This window comes from Pseudomonas sp. 2725 (genome assembly GCF_050434585.1).
Classification (GTDB): Bacteria; Pseudomonadota; Gammaproteobacteria; order Pseudomonadales; family Pseudomonadaceae; genus Aquipseudomonas; species Aquipseudomonas jessenii.
The window spans coordinates 136920-151559 of record NZ_JBNDIV010000007.1; the positions used below are offsets into that span (position 1 = coordinate 136920).

Below are 14640 nucleotides of genomic sequence, written 5' to 3' on the forward strand. Positions count from 1 at the left end.
GCCCCATCGCGAGCAAGCTCGCTCCCACAGGTTTTGAGGTGGATACAAAATTTAGTTCCACCCGAGAACCACTGTGGGAGCGGGCTTGCTCGCGAAAGCGATCTCAAAATCAATATAGATCTACGGGGTCGACATCCAGGGACCAACGCACCGCCCGCCCGCTCGGCATCTGCTCCAGCACCAGCAACCAACTGGCCAGCAATCGATGCAAGGGTGCTCGCGCCGCAGCCTGTACCAACAGTTGCGCACGGTAACGCCCGGCCCGGCGCTCCATCGGTGCCGGGACCGGTCCCAATAACTCGATCCCGGTCAGACTCTGCTCGGCCAGCAAACGCTCCGCCTCGCTGCAAGCCTCATCCAGGAAGCCTTCGGCCTGACCCGGTTTATGCGCCTCGGCCCGCAGCAGCGCCAGGTGCGCAAAAGGCGGCAGACCGGCCGCGCGGCGTTCGCTCAAGGCCTGTTCGGCAAAGGCGAAATAGCCTTGCTCGGTCAATTGCACCAGCAGCGGGTGGTCGGCCAGGTGCGTCTGGATAATCACCTTGCCCGGCTCTTCGGCGCGACCTGCGCGGCCGGCGACCTGCACGATCAATTGAGCCATGCGCTCGCTGGCGCGGAAGTCGCCGGAGAACAGGCCGCCGTCGGCGTCGAGGATCGACACCAGCGTCACCCGTGGAAAGTGGTGACCTTTGGCAAGCATCTGCGTGCCGATCAGGATGCACGGCTGGCCTTTTTGAATGGTCGCGAACAACTGGTTCATCGCATCCTTGCGCGATGTGCTGTCGCGGTCGACCCGCAGCACCGGATAGTCCGGGAACAGAATCGCCAGGCGCTCCTCGGCCCGTTCGGTGCCGGCGCCAACGGGGCGCAGATCGACCTTGTTGCACTTCGGGCACTGGCGCGGCACACGTTCGACGTAGCCGCAATGGTGGCAGCGCAACTCGCCGTAACGCTGGTGCACGGTCATTCTCGCGTCACAGCGCTGGCACTCGGACATCCAGCCACAGTCATGACACAGCAGGGTCGGGGCGAAGCCGCGGCGGTTGAGGAACACCAGGACTTGCTGTCCGGCGGCCAGAGTCTGGCCGATGGCTTGTTGCATCGGCCCGGAAATGCCGCTGTCCAGCGGGCGGCTTTTCACGTCCAGACGCAGGAAGCGCGGCTGTTTGGCGCCGCCGGCTCGCTCGTTCAAGCGCAGCAGCCCGTAGCGGCCGGTGTAGGCGTTGTGCAGGCTTTCCAGCGAAGGGGTGGCGGAACCGAGGACAATCGGGATGTTTTCCTGTCGCGCCCGCACCAATGCCAGATCACGGGCGTGGTAGCGCAAACCTTCCTGCTGTTTATAGGAGCCGTCGTGCTCTTCGTCGATGATGATCAGGCCGGGGTTCTTCATCGGTGTGAACAGGGCCGAGCGGGTGCCGATAATGATGTCGGCCTCACCGTCCCGCGCGGCCAGCCAGGCCTCGAGGCGTTCGCGGTCATTGACCGCCGAATGGATCAGCGCGATACGGGCATTGAAACGCTGTTCGAAGCGCGCCAGGGTCTGCGGGCCGAGGTTGATTTCCGGGATCAGCACCAGCGCCTGCTTGCCGGCCTCGAGGGTTTCGCGGATCAACTGCAGATAGACTTCGGTCTTGCCGCTGCCGGTGACGCCGGCCAGCAGGAACGCGTGATAACTGTCGAAGCCAGCGCGAATCGCCTCATAGGCGGCGCGCTGCTCCGGGTTTAGGGGGAGTTCCGGTTGCGCCAGCCAGTGTTCGTGGCGTGCGCCCGGGGCGTGCCGGCGGATCTCGACCTGCACCAGGTCCTTGGCCAGCAGCAAATCCAGGCTGTCCTTGCTCAGCATCAGTTTGCTCAGCAATTGATGGGCGACGCCATGGGGATGTTGGGCCAGCGTGGCCAGGGCTTCACGCTGGCGCGGGGCGCGGGCGATGCGCGGATCGTCGAGGCTGGCCCCCGGCGCGGCGGACCAGAAGCGCTCCTGGCGTGCTTCGGCTAATTCACCCTGGCGCAGCAAAACCGGCAGCGCCCAGCTCAAGGTGTCGCCGAGGCTGTGCTGGTAATACTGGGATGTCCACAGGCACAGCTTGAACAGCGCGGGCGGCAGCGGTGGCGTAGCGTCGAGCAGGGCCAGGGCCGGCTTGAGTTTCTCGACCGGCACTTCGCTGGTGTCGGTGACTTCTACCAGAATACCGATCATCTCCCGTCGGCCGAACGGTACCCGCAGGCGCATGCCGGGGTGCAACTGGGCGCGCAGGACGCCAGCCGGAGCGCGGTAGTCGAACAGGCGGCGCAGCGGCGAAGGCAGGGCGAGGCGCAAAATGGCGTCGGGCACGCGGGGGATCTCGATCAGCGGAAGATAAAAGCGGGGTTGCATGTCCCCCTGTGGGAGCGAGCTTGCTCGCGATAGCGCCGTGTCAGGCAACGCATATGCCGAATGACACACCCTCATCGCGAGCAAGCTCGCTCCCACAGGGATCGCGTATTGGGCCGGGAGCCTAGCAGACGGTCGGTCTCAGGGACAGCTTGCGTGATTGGCATTGTCTGGTAGAATCCGCGGCCTAATTACGTGCGGTATTCAACAATAGTGTTGGGTGGCGGCACGCTAGCCTGAGGAAGACACCATGAAAGCTGATATCCATCCAGAATACCCAGCAGTTGCTGTTACCTGCAGCTGCGGCAACAAGTTCGAAACCCGTTCGACCTTCGGCAAAGCCCTGGCGATCGACGTTTGCAACGAATGCCACCCGTTCTACACCGGTAAGCAGAAGACTCTGGACACTGGCGGCCGCGTACAGCGCTTCGCCGACCGTTTCGGTGCTTTCGGCGCGAAAAAGGCCTAAGGCCAATCAACTTGGGAAGCCGATCCGGTTTTTCCATGCTGATGAAAAAGGCGTCCCTCGCGGGCGCCTTTTTTATGTCCGCGATTTGGCTATCCGGCGCCCAGGCATTTTGCCCGGCACCCAGCGGCCTGGCGCCCGTCGCGGTGCAGCGGGTGGTGGACGGCGACACCCTGCGCCTGAGCGATGGCCGCAGTGTGCGCATGATCGGCTTGAATACGCCGGAGCTTGGCAAGAATGGCCGTTCCGACGAACCGTTCGCCGTGGTCGCGCGCAAGCGACTCGAAGCCCTGGTGGCGGCTAGCGACGGGCAGGTTGATTTGCTGCCTGGCAAAGAAGGCAAGGACCATTACGGCCGCACCCTGGCTCATGTCTACGGTGCCAATGGCGTCAACCTCGAAGCGCAAATGCTCGCCGAAGGCCTGGGTTTTCAGGTGGCCGTGGCGCCAAATGTCGATCTGGTCGCCTGTCAGCAAGCTGCAGAAACCAGCGCTCGACAGGCCGGGCTCGGTGTGTGGCGCCAGTCGCCTGTACTGAAGGCGGAGCAGATCAGCACTTCCGGTTTCGCCGTGCTCAGCGGTCGTGTGAGCAAGGTTCAACGCAATCGTGGCGGGGTTTGGATCGAGTTACAGGATTCGGTTGTATTGCGCGTTGCACCCAATCTGCTGGGGCGGTTTGATACGGCCTTGCTGGAAAGGCTCGAAGGCAAGCAGATCGAGGCGCGCGGTTGGGTGCTGGATCGTTCGCGACGTGGCGGACTGAAAGAAGGTCAGGCGCGCTGGATGTTGCCCTTGACCGACCCGGCGATGTTTCAAGTCGTGCAGTGATAAAAAATTGTAGACATTTTTTGCGCTGATTGTGAACAGTCTAACCCTTGTCTGCCGTGGCTCTTGGCCCAAAGTCGTAGGGCCGGGCGCTTGACAGGGGTGACCAGTCAGTCTTGTGGGGACTTTGCGAGGCGCGTATCCTCGCTGACCAGTCTGTCCAACAGTAAAAAGCGGAATGCCAAAATGTCTGATCTGAAAACTGCCGCTCTCGAATATCACGCCAATCCTCGTCCAGGGAAGCTGAGTGTCGAGCTCACCAAGGCCACTGCTACCGCTCGCGACCTGTCGCTGGCCTACAGCCCGGGCGTAGCCGAACCAGTACGCGAGATCGCCCGCGATCCTGAACTGGCCTACAAGTACACCGGCAAAGGCAACCTGGTTGCAGTCATTTCCGATGGCACCGCGATTCTCGGTCTGGGTAACCTCGGCCCATTGGCTTCCAAGCCAGTGATGGAAGGCAAGGGCGTACTGTTCAAGCGCTTCGCCGGCATCGACGTTTTCGACATCGAAGTCGACTCCGAAAGCCCGCAAGCCTTCATCGACACCGTCAAGCGCATCTCCATCACCTTCGGTGGCATCAACCTGGAAGACATCAAGGCACCAGAGTGCTTTGAAATCGAGCGCGCTCTGATCGAGCAGTGCGATATTCCGGTATTCCACGATGACCAGCACGGCACCGCTATCGTGACCGCCGCCGGCATGATCAACGCCCTGGAAATCGCTGGCAAAACCCTGCCGGAAGCCAAGATCGTCTGCCTGGGTGCCGGCGCTGCCGCCATCTCCTGCATGAAGTTGCTGGTGAGCATGGGCGCCAACATCGAAAACATCTACATGGTCGACCGCACCGGCGTGATCCACTCCGGCCGTGACGACCTGAACCAGTACAAGGCTGTGTTCGCTCACGCGACCGACAAGCGCACCCTGGCTGACGCCCTGCAAGGCGCCGATGTGTTCGTTGGTCTGTCCGGCCCGAACCTGCTGAGTGCTGAAGGCCTGCTGTCGATGGCGCCTAACCCGATCGTGTTCGCCTGCTCGAACCCTGATCCGGAAATCTCCCCGGAGCTGGCGCACGCTACCCGTAGCGACGTGATCATGGCCACCGGTCGTTCCGACTACCCGAACCAGGTCAACAACGTACTGGGCTTCCCGTTCATCTTCCGCGGTGCCCTGGACGTTCGCGCCAAGCGCATCAACGAAGAAATGAAAGTGGCTGCGGCCAACGCCCTGCGTGAACTGGCCAAGCTGCCGGTACCTCAGGAAGTGTGCGACGCCTACGGCGGCATCAAGCTGGAATTCGGTCGTGAGTACATCATTCCGAAGCCAATGGATGCCCGTCTGATCACCCTGATCTCCGATGCCGTGGCCAAAGCTGCCATCGAGACCGGCGTGGCGACCCTGCCGTATCCGAAGAACTACCCGCTCAAAAGCGTGGATGACGTGTTCAACGGCTAAGCCGTTGTAGCGCTTCAACGAAAAGCCCCGGCTTGTGAGAGTCGGGGCTTTTTTGTGCCTGAAGGTTTTGTGGGGTTTCTGATGGCCCCTTCGCGAGCAAGCCCGCTCCCACATTGGAATGCGTACCCCTGTGGGAGCGAGCTTGCTCGCGATGGCGATATGACAGGAAACCCGGATGCAAAAAAGCCCCGCCTTCTACAGAAGAGCGGGGCTTTATGTTGGTCCTGCAATCAGAACAAATCGATCGGCGCCGCTTCATCCGCCGGCAGCGGGCTGCCAGGTGCCAGACCGTTGCCCAGCTCGTTCCCGGACGGTGGCGTATCTTCGACCTTGAACAGTTCAAAGTAGGCCCCCGGGGTGCCCGGGCTGGCCGCGCGACCGCTGATCGGATCGACTCGCAGGCTGAGGATGCCTTCGGGCTCCGGTTGAGTATGTGGTGGTTTGCCTTTGAGCGCGGCGCCCATGTAGTTCATCCAGATCGGCAGCGCGACGGTGCCGCCGAATTCCTTGCGACCCAGGCTTTCCGGTTGATCGAAGCCGGTCCACACGGTCGTCACGTAATCGGCGTTGTAGCCGGAGAACCAGGCGTCCTTGGATTCGTTGGTCGTACCGGTCTTGCCGGCAATGTCGGGGCGGCCCAGGGCGAGCGCGCGGCGACCGGTGCCGAGCTTGATTACATCCTCAAGCATGCTGTTGAGGATGTACGTGGTGCGCCCATCAACGATGCGTTCGGCCACGGCGGGTGCTTGTGGTGTCGGCGTAGTGCCCGGTGCCTCGCCCGGCGTTGCGTTGACCGTGAAGGCTTGGGCGGTAGGCACGGCAATGCCATCGCTGGCAGCGCCGCCCTGAGGCACGCTCGGCGGGTTGGCGACGAACAGGGTGTCGCCGTTGCGGCTTTCGATCTTGTCGATGATGTACGGGGTGATCTTGTAGCCGCCGTTGGCGAAGGCGCTCCAGCCGGTGGCGATTTCCATTGGCGTCAGGGTCGCGGTGCCCAGCGCCAGGGACAGGTTGGGTGGCAGGTCCTGTTTGTTGAAGCCGAAGCGCGTGATGTAGTCGATGGTCTTGCCGACGCCCATCGCTTGCAGCAAGCGGATCGACACCAGGTTGCGCGACTTGTACAGCGCTTCACGCAGGCGAATCGGGCCGAGGAAGGTGTTGGTGTCGTTCTTCGGGCGCCAGACCTTGTCCAGGTACTCGTCGACGAACACGATCGGTGCGTCGTTCACCAGGCTGGAGGCGGTGTAGCCGCTATCCAGTGCTGCGGCGTAGACGAACGGTTTGAAGCTCGAGCCCGGCTGGCGCTTGGCCTGCAATGCGCGGTTGTAGTTGCTCTGCTCGAAGGCGAAGCCGCCCACCAGCGAACGAATGGCGCCGTTCTGCGGGTCCAGGGACACCAGAGCGCCCTGGGCCTGCGGGATCTGGCTGAACTTCAGCGAATTGTCCGGCTGACGCTGCACGCGAATCAGATCGCCGACCTGGGCCACGTCCGACGGTTGTTTCGGGTTGGCGCCCATGCTGTTGGTGTTCAGGAACGGCCGGGCCCACTTCATGGTGTCCCAGTTCACGTGTTCCTGGCCGGTGCGGGTCAGCACCTGCAGGCCGGTCTTGTCGACCTGGGTCACGATGGCCGGTTCCAGGCCGCTGATGATGCGTTGTTTGGTCAGCTCGGTTGCCCAGGCCTCGCGGGTCTTGCCCGGCAGCCGCGACTCTGGCCCGCGATAGCCGTGACGCTGATCGTAGGTCATCAGGCCTTCGTGGACCGCGGTGTTGGCCAGCTCCTGAAGGTCGCTCGGTACCGTGGTCGTGACGCGGAAGCCTTCGGTATACGCGTCGCTACCGTAGCGCCCGACCATTTCGGCACGGGCCATTTCGGCGATGTACGGGGCGTTCACTTCCGGGGTCGGCACGTGATAGCTGGCGTTCAGTGGCTCGTTGACTGCAGCGGTGTAGTCGGCTTCGCTGATTTTTCCGAGCTTGTACATGCGCCCCAGAATCCAGTCGCGACGCTCCTTGCTGCGCGCCGGGTTGGCCAGCGGGTTGAAGCGCGACGGCGCCTTGGGCAGGCCGGCGATCATCGCCATCTGCGCCAGGCTGACATCGCGGATCGATTTGCCGTAATAGACCTGCGCCGCCGCCTCGATGCCGTAGGCGCGGTTACCCAGATAGATCTTGTTGACGTACAGCTCGAGGATCTCGTCCTTGGTCAGCTGCTGTTCGATCTGCAGGGCCAGCAGGATCTCGGTGGTCTTGCGTGAAAAGCTGCGTTCGCTGGTCAGGAAGAAGTTCTTCGCCACCTGCATGGTGATCGTGCTGCCGCCGGACTGGATGTGCCCGCTTTTGACCAGTTGGGTCGCGGCACGCATCAGGCTGCTCGGATCAACGCCATAGTGGTTGGCGAAATTGTCGTCTTCAGCACTTAGTAACGCATTGATGAAATTGGGGGGAATGTCGGCGAAACGGATCGGTGTACGGCGCATTTCGCCAAACTCTGCGATCAACTTGTTATCGCTGCTGTAGACCCGCAAAGGGATCTGCAACTGGATGCTTCTCAGCGCCTCCACGGACGGTAGTCCGGGACTAAGGTAAAGGTACGCCCCGCTCAGACCCAGAAGGAGTCCGCAGAAAACCGCGACGATGGACCAACCGAAAAACTTCAGCAGACGAATCAAGGCTTTTGGATATCCAGGGTAAAAAATGAATTGGGCAACAGGGTTCAGGCTAAACGAGAACGACCCGCGCTTGAGCAAAAAGCGGAAAAAAACGCTGGGCATTATAAGCATTTTTCTGATCGGGAGCGTGGCTGGCGCTGCTGTCAAGACGGGTGGATTGAACGCAATGGACATTGCAGAGTCCGTAACTCACGGAAAGTCATAGGGAATTGGTAGTGCCAGGACTCTTCAAGAAAAAATCCAATACGCTGCTGGGAATCGACATCAGTTCCACCTCGGTGAAACTTCTTGAGTTGAGCCGTCAGGGTGAGCGCTACCGGGTCGAGGCCTATGCGGTCGAGCCATTGCCGGTCGGCGCGGTGATCGAAAAGAATATCGCCGAGCTCGAAGGTGTGGGGCTGGCCCTCACTCGCGCGCTGGCCAAGGCCAGAACCGCCCTCAAGAACGTGGCCGTGGCCGTGGCGGGCTCAGCGGTGATCACCAAGACCATCGAGATGGATGCCGGTCTTTGCGAAGACGAAATGGAAAGCCAGCTGAAAATCGAGGCTGACCAGTACATTCCTTATCCCCTGGACGAAGTCGCGATCGACTTTGAAGTCCAGGGCACCTCCGGGCGTAATCCCGAGCGCGTCAACGTGCTGCTCGCCGCTTGTCGCAAGGAAAACGTCGAAGTCCGCGAGGCCGCCCTGGCCCTGGCGGGGCTGACCGCCCGCGTGGTCGATGTCGAGGCCTACGCGCTGGAGCGTTCATTCGAACTTCTGGCCAGTCGATTCGCGGTTTCCGAGAAACCTTTGACGGTCGCAGTGGTGGACATCGGCGCCACCATGACCACCCTGAGCGTGCTGCACAACGGGCGGATTATCTACACCCGCGAACAGCTGTTCGGCGGTCGGCAACTGACCGAGGAAATCCAGCGTCGCTACGGCCTGACGCTGGAGCAGGCGGGGCTGGCGCAAAAGAAGGGCGGGTTGCCGGATGACTATGCCGCTGAGGTCTTGCAGCCATTTCGAGAGGCGCTGGTGCAGCAGGTGTCGCGCTCGTTGCACTTCTTCCTTGCTTCCGGCCAGTACAGCGCCGTCGATCATGTCCTGCTGGCCGGCGGTACGGCGTCGATCCCGGGGCTGGACCGTTTGATCGAGCAGCAATTGGGCACGCCGACCCAGGTCGCGAACCCGTTTTGCGAAATGACTCTGGGCAGCAAGGTCAATGGCGCTGCCCTGGCGAGTGATGCCCCGGCGTTGATGATCGCCTGCGGTCTGGCCCTCAGGAGCTTCGACTGATGGCACGGATCAACCTTTTACCCTGGCGCGAGGAGCGACGTGAAGTCCGCCGCAAGCGCTTCCTGCTGGTCCTGGTGGCGGCAATGGTGGGCGCGATGGGGGCGGTGCTGGTTGCGAACCAGGTCATTAGCGGTGCCATCGACCAGCAAGTCGCCCGTAACGATTACATCGGCAAGCAAGTCGCCGTGGTCGATGAGCGAATCAGCCAGATCAATGATCTCAAGGCGCGCCGTCAGCAATTGGTCGAGCGCATGGGTGTCATCCAGGGCCTGCAAGGCAATCGCCAAATCAGCGGGCGAATATTTGACCAGTTGGCGCGAGCCCTGCCCAACGGCGTGTATTTCACCGAAGTGAGAATGACCGCAAAGACTTTGTCCATCACCGGTGCCGCGCAATCCAACAACCGCGTTTCAGAATTGATGCGCAACCTCGAGGCATCAGACTGGTTCGAGGCGCCGAGCCTGAGCGAAGTCAAGGCCACGGCTGCCGGCCAGTTGGAACAGGCAAACGTCTTCCAGTTGACCGTCCGCCAGACTCAACCCGCAACACCGGAGGGGGGCAAATGAGTCTGTCCGAATGGTTCGAAGGGCTGCGCAAGATCGACATCAATGATCTGGATACCAGCAACATGGGCGCCTGGCCGCCGGCGATCAAGTGTCTGGTGACTGCTTTGCTCGTGCTTCTGGTGCTGGCCTTTAGCTATAACTTTTCCACCCGCGACCTTGTGAGCCAGCTCGATCTCAAGCGCGAGGAAGAGTCGACACTCAAGGAGCAGTTCGCCAGCAAGGCCCGCATGGCGGCGAACCTGGATCTCTATACCCGGCAGTTGAAAGAGATGGAGAACACCTTCGTCGTGCTGTTGCGGCAACTGCCCAGCGATACCGAAGTGCCCGGCTTGCTCGAAGACATCACGCGTACGGGCCTCGGCAGTGGCCTGGAGTTCGAAGAGATCAAGTTGCTGCCGGAGGTGGCCCAGCCGTTCTACATCGAACTGCCGATCCAGATCACGGTCACCGGGGAATACCACGACCTGGCCACCTTCGTCAGTGGTGTGGCCGGGTTGCCGCGAATCGTTACCTTGCACGATTTCGATCTGGCTCCTGTCAGCCCTGAGGGTGGTCCGAAACTGCGCTTGACCATCCTCGCCAAGACCTACCGCTACAACGACAAGGGACAGCATCAATGAGCCCGGCACGTAGTTTTTCGGTGGTGGTATTGCTGTCTGCCCTGTCCGGTTGTGGCGGGGGGGATGACTACACCGATCTGGACGCGTACATGAACGAAATGCGCCTGCACGGGCCGGGGAAGATTGAACCAACGCCAGTATTCCAGTCTTACCCTGCATTCACTTACAACGCGGCGAATCTGCGCAGCCCGTTTTCGCCGCAGATCAGCACCGATCTGGCGGCCCGGCGGCGGGGTTCGGGTAACGTCAAGCCCGACCCGGGTCGGGTCAAACAATACCTCGAAGGCTTCAACATCGAGCAGTTTGAAATGGTCGGCACCCTTTCCAATGCAACGGGCTCCTATGCCCTGCTGCGCGGGGCGGGTGGGGTGCACCGGCTGAAAGTCGGCGATTACCTGGGGCGTAACCACGGACGGATCGTTGCGATCAGTGGCTCTCAAGTCGATATGGTTGAAATTGTCCCCGATGGTCAGGGTGCGTGGCTGGAGCGTCCCCGGACCATCCCTTTGAAAGAGCACTCATAGTGGAACTCCAATAATGAACAGGATTCTTTCCACCGTCGGCCTTTCGCTATGGATAGCGTTGTTGTCGCCGATGGTACAAGCGGCCAATCTCAAGGCGCTGGATGTCGCAGCGCTGCCGGGTGACCGTGTCGAGTTGAAGTTGTCGTTCGATGCGCCGCCCCCGGTGCCCCACGGCTACACGACGGATTCGCCAGCCCGGATTGCCCTGGATTTGCCGGGTGTCACCAGTCAGCTGGCGAGCAAGACTCACGATCTGGGCAGTGGAAATGCCCGAAGTGCGACGGTGGTGGAAGCCCGGGACCGTACGCGATTGATCATCAACCTGACCCAGCCGGCCCCGTACGACTCGCGAATAGAAGGTAACAATCTGCTGGTTGTTGTCGGGCAGGGAGTCAAACCGTCGACATCCAAGCCCGCAGCCGCTGCAACGCCGGTTCCGGCACGAGCCGTCGCGACGGCAGGCAAGGCCATTCGGGGTGTGGATTTCCAGCGGGGAGCCCAGGGCGAAGGCAACGTGGTGATCGACTTGTCGGATCCATCGATTGCGCCCGACATACAAGAGCGCGAAGGCAGGATCATCGTCGGATTTGCCAAGACCTTATTGCCCGAGCGATTGCGCGTGCGCCTGGACGTGAAGGATTTCGCCACGCCCGTGCAGTTCGTCAACGCCAGCGCGAACGGCGATCGAGCCACCATCAGCATTGAACCCGGCGGCACGTTCGATTACTCGACCTATCAGACTGACAATAAGCTCACGGTCAGCGTTCGCCCGGCGACGGTCGACGAACTGCAAAAACGCAATGCCGGGCAACAGGCCTACAGCGGCGAGAAGCTATCGCTGAACTTCCAGGACATCGATGTGCGCTCGGTGCTGCAACTGATCGCCGATTTCACCAACCTCAATCTGGTGGCCAGCGACACGGCCCAGGGGGGAATTACCCTGCGCTTGCAGAACGTGCCGTGGGATCAGGCGCTGGATCTGGTGCTGAAAACCAAGGGTCTGGACAAGCGCAAGGTCGGCAATGTCCTGCTGGTTGCGCCGGCCGATGAAATTGCTGCCCGTGAGCGTCAGGAGCTCGAATCGCAGAAGCAGATTGCCGATCTGGCGCCGTTGCGTCGGGAGCTGTTGCAGGTCAATTACGCCAAGGCGGCGGATATCGCCAAGCTCTTCCAGTCGGTGACCAGTGCCGAAGCGAAACCCGACGAACGGGGATCAATCACCGTCGATGAACGCACCAACAACATCATTGCCTACCAGACCCAGGACCGGCTGGATGAGCTGCGCAGGATCGTCACGCAGCTGGATATCCCTGTGCGTCAGGTGATGATCGAGGCGCGCATTGTCGAAGCCAACGTCGACTATGACAAAAGCCTCGGGGTGCGCTGGGGTGGTTCGATACAGAACAAGGGCAACTGGAACACCTCCGGCGTCAGCAATGGACTCAATGGGTCATCGACCATTGGCACGCCCGGCAGTACCAGCACCAACTCACCGTTCGTCGACATGGGCGTAGCCAACAACACCTCGGGAATCGGCATCGCCTTCATCACCGATAACGTCTTGCTGGACCTGGAGCTGACGGCCATGGAGAAAACCGGCAACGGGGAAATCGTCTCCCAGCCCAAGGTGGTCACGTCCGACAAGGAGACCGCCAAAATCCTCAAGGGCACGGAGATTCCCTATCAGGAAGCCAGTTCCAGCGGCGCGACTTCGGTGTCGTTCAAGGAGGCTTCGCTGTCGCTGGAAGTGACACCGCAGATCACGCCCGACAACCGGATCATCATGGAAGTCAAAGTGACCAAGGACGAACCGGACTACCTGAACAAGGTTCAGGATGTACCCCCCATCAAGAAAAACGAAGTCAACGCCAAGGTCCTGGTCAACGATGGCGAGACCATCGTCATTGGTGGTGTTTTCTCAAATACTCAAAGCAAGGTTGTAGATAAGGTGCCATTTCTTGGCGATGTGCCGTATCTTGGCCGCCTTTTCCGGCGTGATGTGGTTTCGGAGAAAAAATCCGAGCTGTTGGTATTCCTCACTCCGCGTATCATGAATAATCGGGCGATTGCTGTGAGTCATTGATTCTGTGCGAAATTTGATTCTTGTTGGACCGATGGGTGCTGGAAAAAGCACCATCGGCCGGTTGCTGGCCAAAGAGCTGCGCCTGCCATTCAAAGATTCCGATAAGGAAATTGAATTGCGCACGGGCGCCAATATCCCTTGGATCTTCGATAAGGAAGGCGAACCGGGTTTTCGTGATCGCGAGCAGGCAATGATTGCCGAGCTGTGCGATTGCGACGGTGTGGTGCTGGCGACAGGCGGGGGCGCGGTCATGCGCGAAGCCAATCGTCGGGCACTGCATGCCGGTGGGCGGGTGGTTTATCTGCATGCGTCAGTCGAGCAGCAGGTCGGCCGCACGTCCCGCGACCGCAATCGGCCATTGCTGCGCACCGCCGATCCGGCCAAGACCCTGCGGGATCTGCTGGCGATCCGCGATCCGCTTTATCGGGAAATTGCCGACCTGGTGGTCGAAACCGATGAGCGGCCGCCACGAATGGTCGTACTCGACATTCTAGAGCGTCTGCAGCAGTTGCCACCCCGTTAAAGCGCCGCGCGAAATGCGCTATCCTCGGCGTCCCGCCATGACCGTTCGAGGTTGTGGCGGATGGCTACCGAACGGCGTCACACCAGCAGAGGCCGTGGATATTCGTTAACTCAAGGCAGTACGCCTGATTCCATCTTCACTGTGGGGACACATGCAGACACTCAAGGTCGATCTAGGCGAGCGCAGCTACCCGATTCATATTGGCGAAGGTTTGTTGGATCAGCCCGAGCTGCTGGCCCCGCACATTCGCGGACGGCAAGTAGCGATCATCTCCAACGAGACTGTTGCGCCGCTCTATCTCGAGCGTCTGACCCGCAGCCTGGCGCAGTTCTCGGTGATTTCCGTGGTACTGCCCGACGGCGAAGCCTTCAAGACCTGGGAAACCCTGCAACTGATTTTCGACGGTCTGCTGACCGCCCGGCATGACCGCCGCACCACGGTGATCGCCCTTGGCGGCGGTGTGATCGGTGACATGGCCGGTTTTGCAGCCGCCTGCTACCAGCGCGGCGTCGATTTCATCCAGGTTCCGACCACGCTGCTGTCGCAGGTCGACTCCTCGGTGGGCGGCAAGACCGGGATCAACCATCCGCTGGGCAAGAACATGGTCGGCGCCTTCTATCAGCCGAACGTGGTGCTGATCGATACCGCCAGCCTCAATACCCTGCCGGCGCGCGAGTTGTCCGCCGGGCTGGCCGAAGTCATCAAGTACGGGCTGATCTGTGATGAGCCGTTCCTGACCTGGCTCGAAGACAACGTCGATCGCCTGCGCAATCTGGACCAGCAAGCCCTGACCTATGCCATCGAGCGTTCCTGTGCGGCCAAGGCGGCAGTGGTCGGTGCCGATGAGAAAGAGACAGGCGTTCGTGCCACCCTGAACCTGGGCCACACTTTTGGCCACGCCATTGAAACCCACATGGGCTATGGTGTGTGGCTTCATGGTGAGGCAGTGGCTGCTGGCACCGTAATGGCGCTGGAAATGTCCACGCGGCTGGGCTGGATCAGCGAGCAGGAACGCGATCGCGGCATTCGTCTGTTCCAGCGTGCGGGGCTGCCGGTCGTTCCGCCAGAAGAAATGACAGAAGCCGATTTCCTCGAACATATGTCCATTGACAAAAAAGTGATCGACGGTCGTTTACGCCTGGTGCTGCTGCGCCACATGGGTGAAGCGGTGGTGACCGACGATTATCCGAAAGAGGTTCTACAGGCCACGCTGGGGGCAGACTACCGCGCCCTGGCTCAGCTTAAAGGTTAATAAGAAC

Annotated in this window: 12 protein-coding genes; 10 read left to right on the forward strand and 2 right to left on the reverse strand. The window is 60.9% G+C overall.

Annotation, left to right across the window (positions count from 1 at the left end; genetic code table 11):
- Positions 1-109: 109 nt before the first annotated feature.
- Entirely contained in the window at positions 110-2329 is a 2220-nt protein-coding gene (locus tag ABIE16_RS20760) for a primosomal protein N' (RefSeq protein WP_429521830.1), read from the reverse strand.
- Between the two features lie 289 nt (positions 2330-2618).
- Between ABIE16_RS20760 and rpmE the strand changes: the two genes are divergently transcribed.
- The 3 genes from rpmE (at position 2619) to ABIE16_RS20775 (ending at position 5113) form a co-directional block, all read left to right on the forward strand.
- On the forward strand, positions 2619-2837 hold the full coding sequence (rpmE, locus tag ABIE16_RS20765) for a 50S ribosomal protein L31 (RefSeq protein WP_008047849.1): 219 nt from the start codon (positions 2619-2621) through the stop codon (positions 2835-2837).
- A gap of 35 nt (positions 2838-2872) precedes the next feature.
- Complete coding sequence (locus tag ABIE16_RS20770; RefSeq protein ID WP_057712357.1) at positions 2873-3661, forward strand: thermonuclease family protein; 789 nt, start codon at positions 2873-2875, stop codon at positions 3659-3661.
- A 183-nt stretch (positions 3662-3844) separates the two neighbouring features.
- Positions 3845-5113: a malic enzyme-like NAD(P)-binding protein gene (locus ABIE16_RS20775; RefSeq protein ID WP_008047852.1), complete on the forward strand. Its 1269-nt coding sequence runs from the start codon at positions 3845-3847 to the stop codon at positions 5111-5113.
- Positions 5114-5343: 230 nt separating this feature from the next.
- Here the strand turns inward: ABIE16_RS20775 and ABIE16_RS20780 are convergent, their stop codons facing one another.
- On the reverse strand, positions 5344-7782 hold the full coding sequence (locus ABIE16_RS20780) for a penicillin-binding protein 1A (RefSeq protein ID WP_373423039.1): 2439 nt from the start codon (positions 7780-7782) through the stop codon (positions 5344-5346).
- 218 nt (positions 7783-8000) lie between these two features.
- Between ABIE16_RS20780 and ABIE16_RS20785 the strand changes: the two genes are divergently transcribed.
- From ABIE16_RS20785 to aroB, 7 genes are all read left to right on the forward strand, one after another.
- Complete coding sequence (locus ABIE16_RS20785) at positions 8001-9065, forward strand: pilus assembly protein PilM (RefSeq protein ID WP_429521831.1); 1065 nt, start codon at positions 8001-8003, stop codon at positions 9063-9065.
- Complete coding sequence (locus ABIE16_RS20790; RefSeq protein WP_429521832.1) at positions 9065-9631, forward strand: PilN domain-containing protein; 567 nt, start codon at positions 9065-9067, stop codon at positions 9629-9631. Before ABIE16_RS20785 ends, ABIE16_RS20790 begins: the two co-directional genes overlap by 1 nt.
- Positions 9628-10251 (forward strand): type 4a pilus biogenesis protein PilO, encoded by a 624-nt coding sequence (locus ABIE16_RS20795; RefSeq protein WP_429521833.1) that lies wholly within the window; start codon positions 9628-9630, stop codon positions 10249-10251. The genes ABIE16_RS20790 and ABIE16_RS20795 overlap by 4 nt, the downstream gene beginning before the upstream one ends.
- Entirely contained in the window at positions 10248-10775 is a 528-nt protein-coding gene (locus tag ABIE16_RS20800) for a pilus assembly protein PilP (RefSeq protein ID WP_150811961.1), read from the forward strand. The genes ABIE16_RS20795 and ABIE16_RS20800 overlap by 4 nt, the downstream gene beginning before the upstream one ends.
- A 13-nt stretch (positions 10776-10788) precedes the next feature.
- Positions 10789-12858: a type IV pilus secretin PilQ gene (gene pilQ / locus ABIE16_RS20805; RefSeq protein WP_429521834.1), complete on the forward strand. Its 2070-nt coding sequence runs from the start codon at positions 10789-10791 to the stop codon at positions 12856-12858.
- A 4-nt stretch (positions 12859-12862) separates the two neighbouring features.
- Entirely contained in the window at positions 12863-13381 is a 519-nt protein-coding gene (gene aroK, locus ABIE16_RS20810; protein WP_057712350.1) for a shikimate kinase AroK, read from the forward strand.
- A 151-nt stretch (positions 13382-13532) separates the two neighbouring features.
- A complete protein-coding gene (gene aroB / locus ABIE16_RS20815) occupies positions 13533-14633 on the forward strand; it encodes a 3-dehydroquinate synthase (RefSeq protein ID WP_007989324.1) in 1101 nt (366 codons plus the stop codon).
- Positions 14634-14640 lie beyond the last annotated feature (7 nt).

What these genes read in the sequence shown, in the direction of transcription:
- ABIE16_RS20795 (WP_429521833.1), top strand. Translation starts at nt 9,628, where the DNA reads ATGAGTCTGTCCGAATGGTTCGAAGGGCTGCGCAAGATCGACATCAAT.
- aroB (WP_007989324.1), top strand. Translation starts at nt 13,533, where the DNA reads ATGCAGACACTCAAGGTCGATCTAGGCGAGCGCAGCTACCCGATTCAT.
- ABIE16_RS20770 (WP_057712357.1), top strand. Translation starts at nt 2,873, where the DNA reads ATGCTGATGAAAAAGGCGTCCCTCGCGGGCGCCTTTTTTATGTCCGCG.
- pilQ (WP_429521834.1), top strand. Translation starts at nt 10,789, where the DNA reads ATGAACAGGATTCTTTCCACCGTCGGCCTTTCGCTATGGATAGCGTTG.
- rpmE (WP_008047849.1), top strand. Translation starts at nt 2,619, where the DNA reads ATGAAAGCTGATATCCATCCAGAATACCCAGCAGTTGCTGTTACCTGC.
- ABIE16_RS20800 (WP_150811961.1), top strand. Translation starts at nt 10,248, where the DNA reads ATGAGCCCGGCACGTAGTTTTTCGGTGGTGGTATTGCTGTCTGCCCTG.
- ABIE16_RS20775 (WP_008047852.1), top strand. Translation starts at nt 3,845, where the DNA reads ATGTCTGATCTGAAAACTGCCGCTCTCGAATATCACGCCAATCCTCGT.
- ABIE16_RS20790 (WP_429521832.1), top strand. Translation starts at nt 9,065, where the DNA reads ATGGCACGGATCAACCTTTTACCCTGGCGCGAGGAGCGACGTGAAGTC.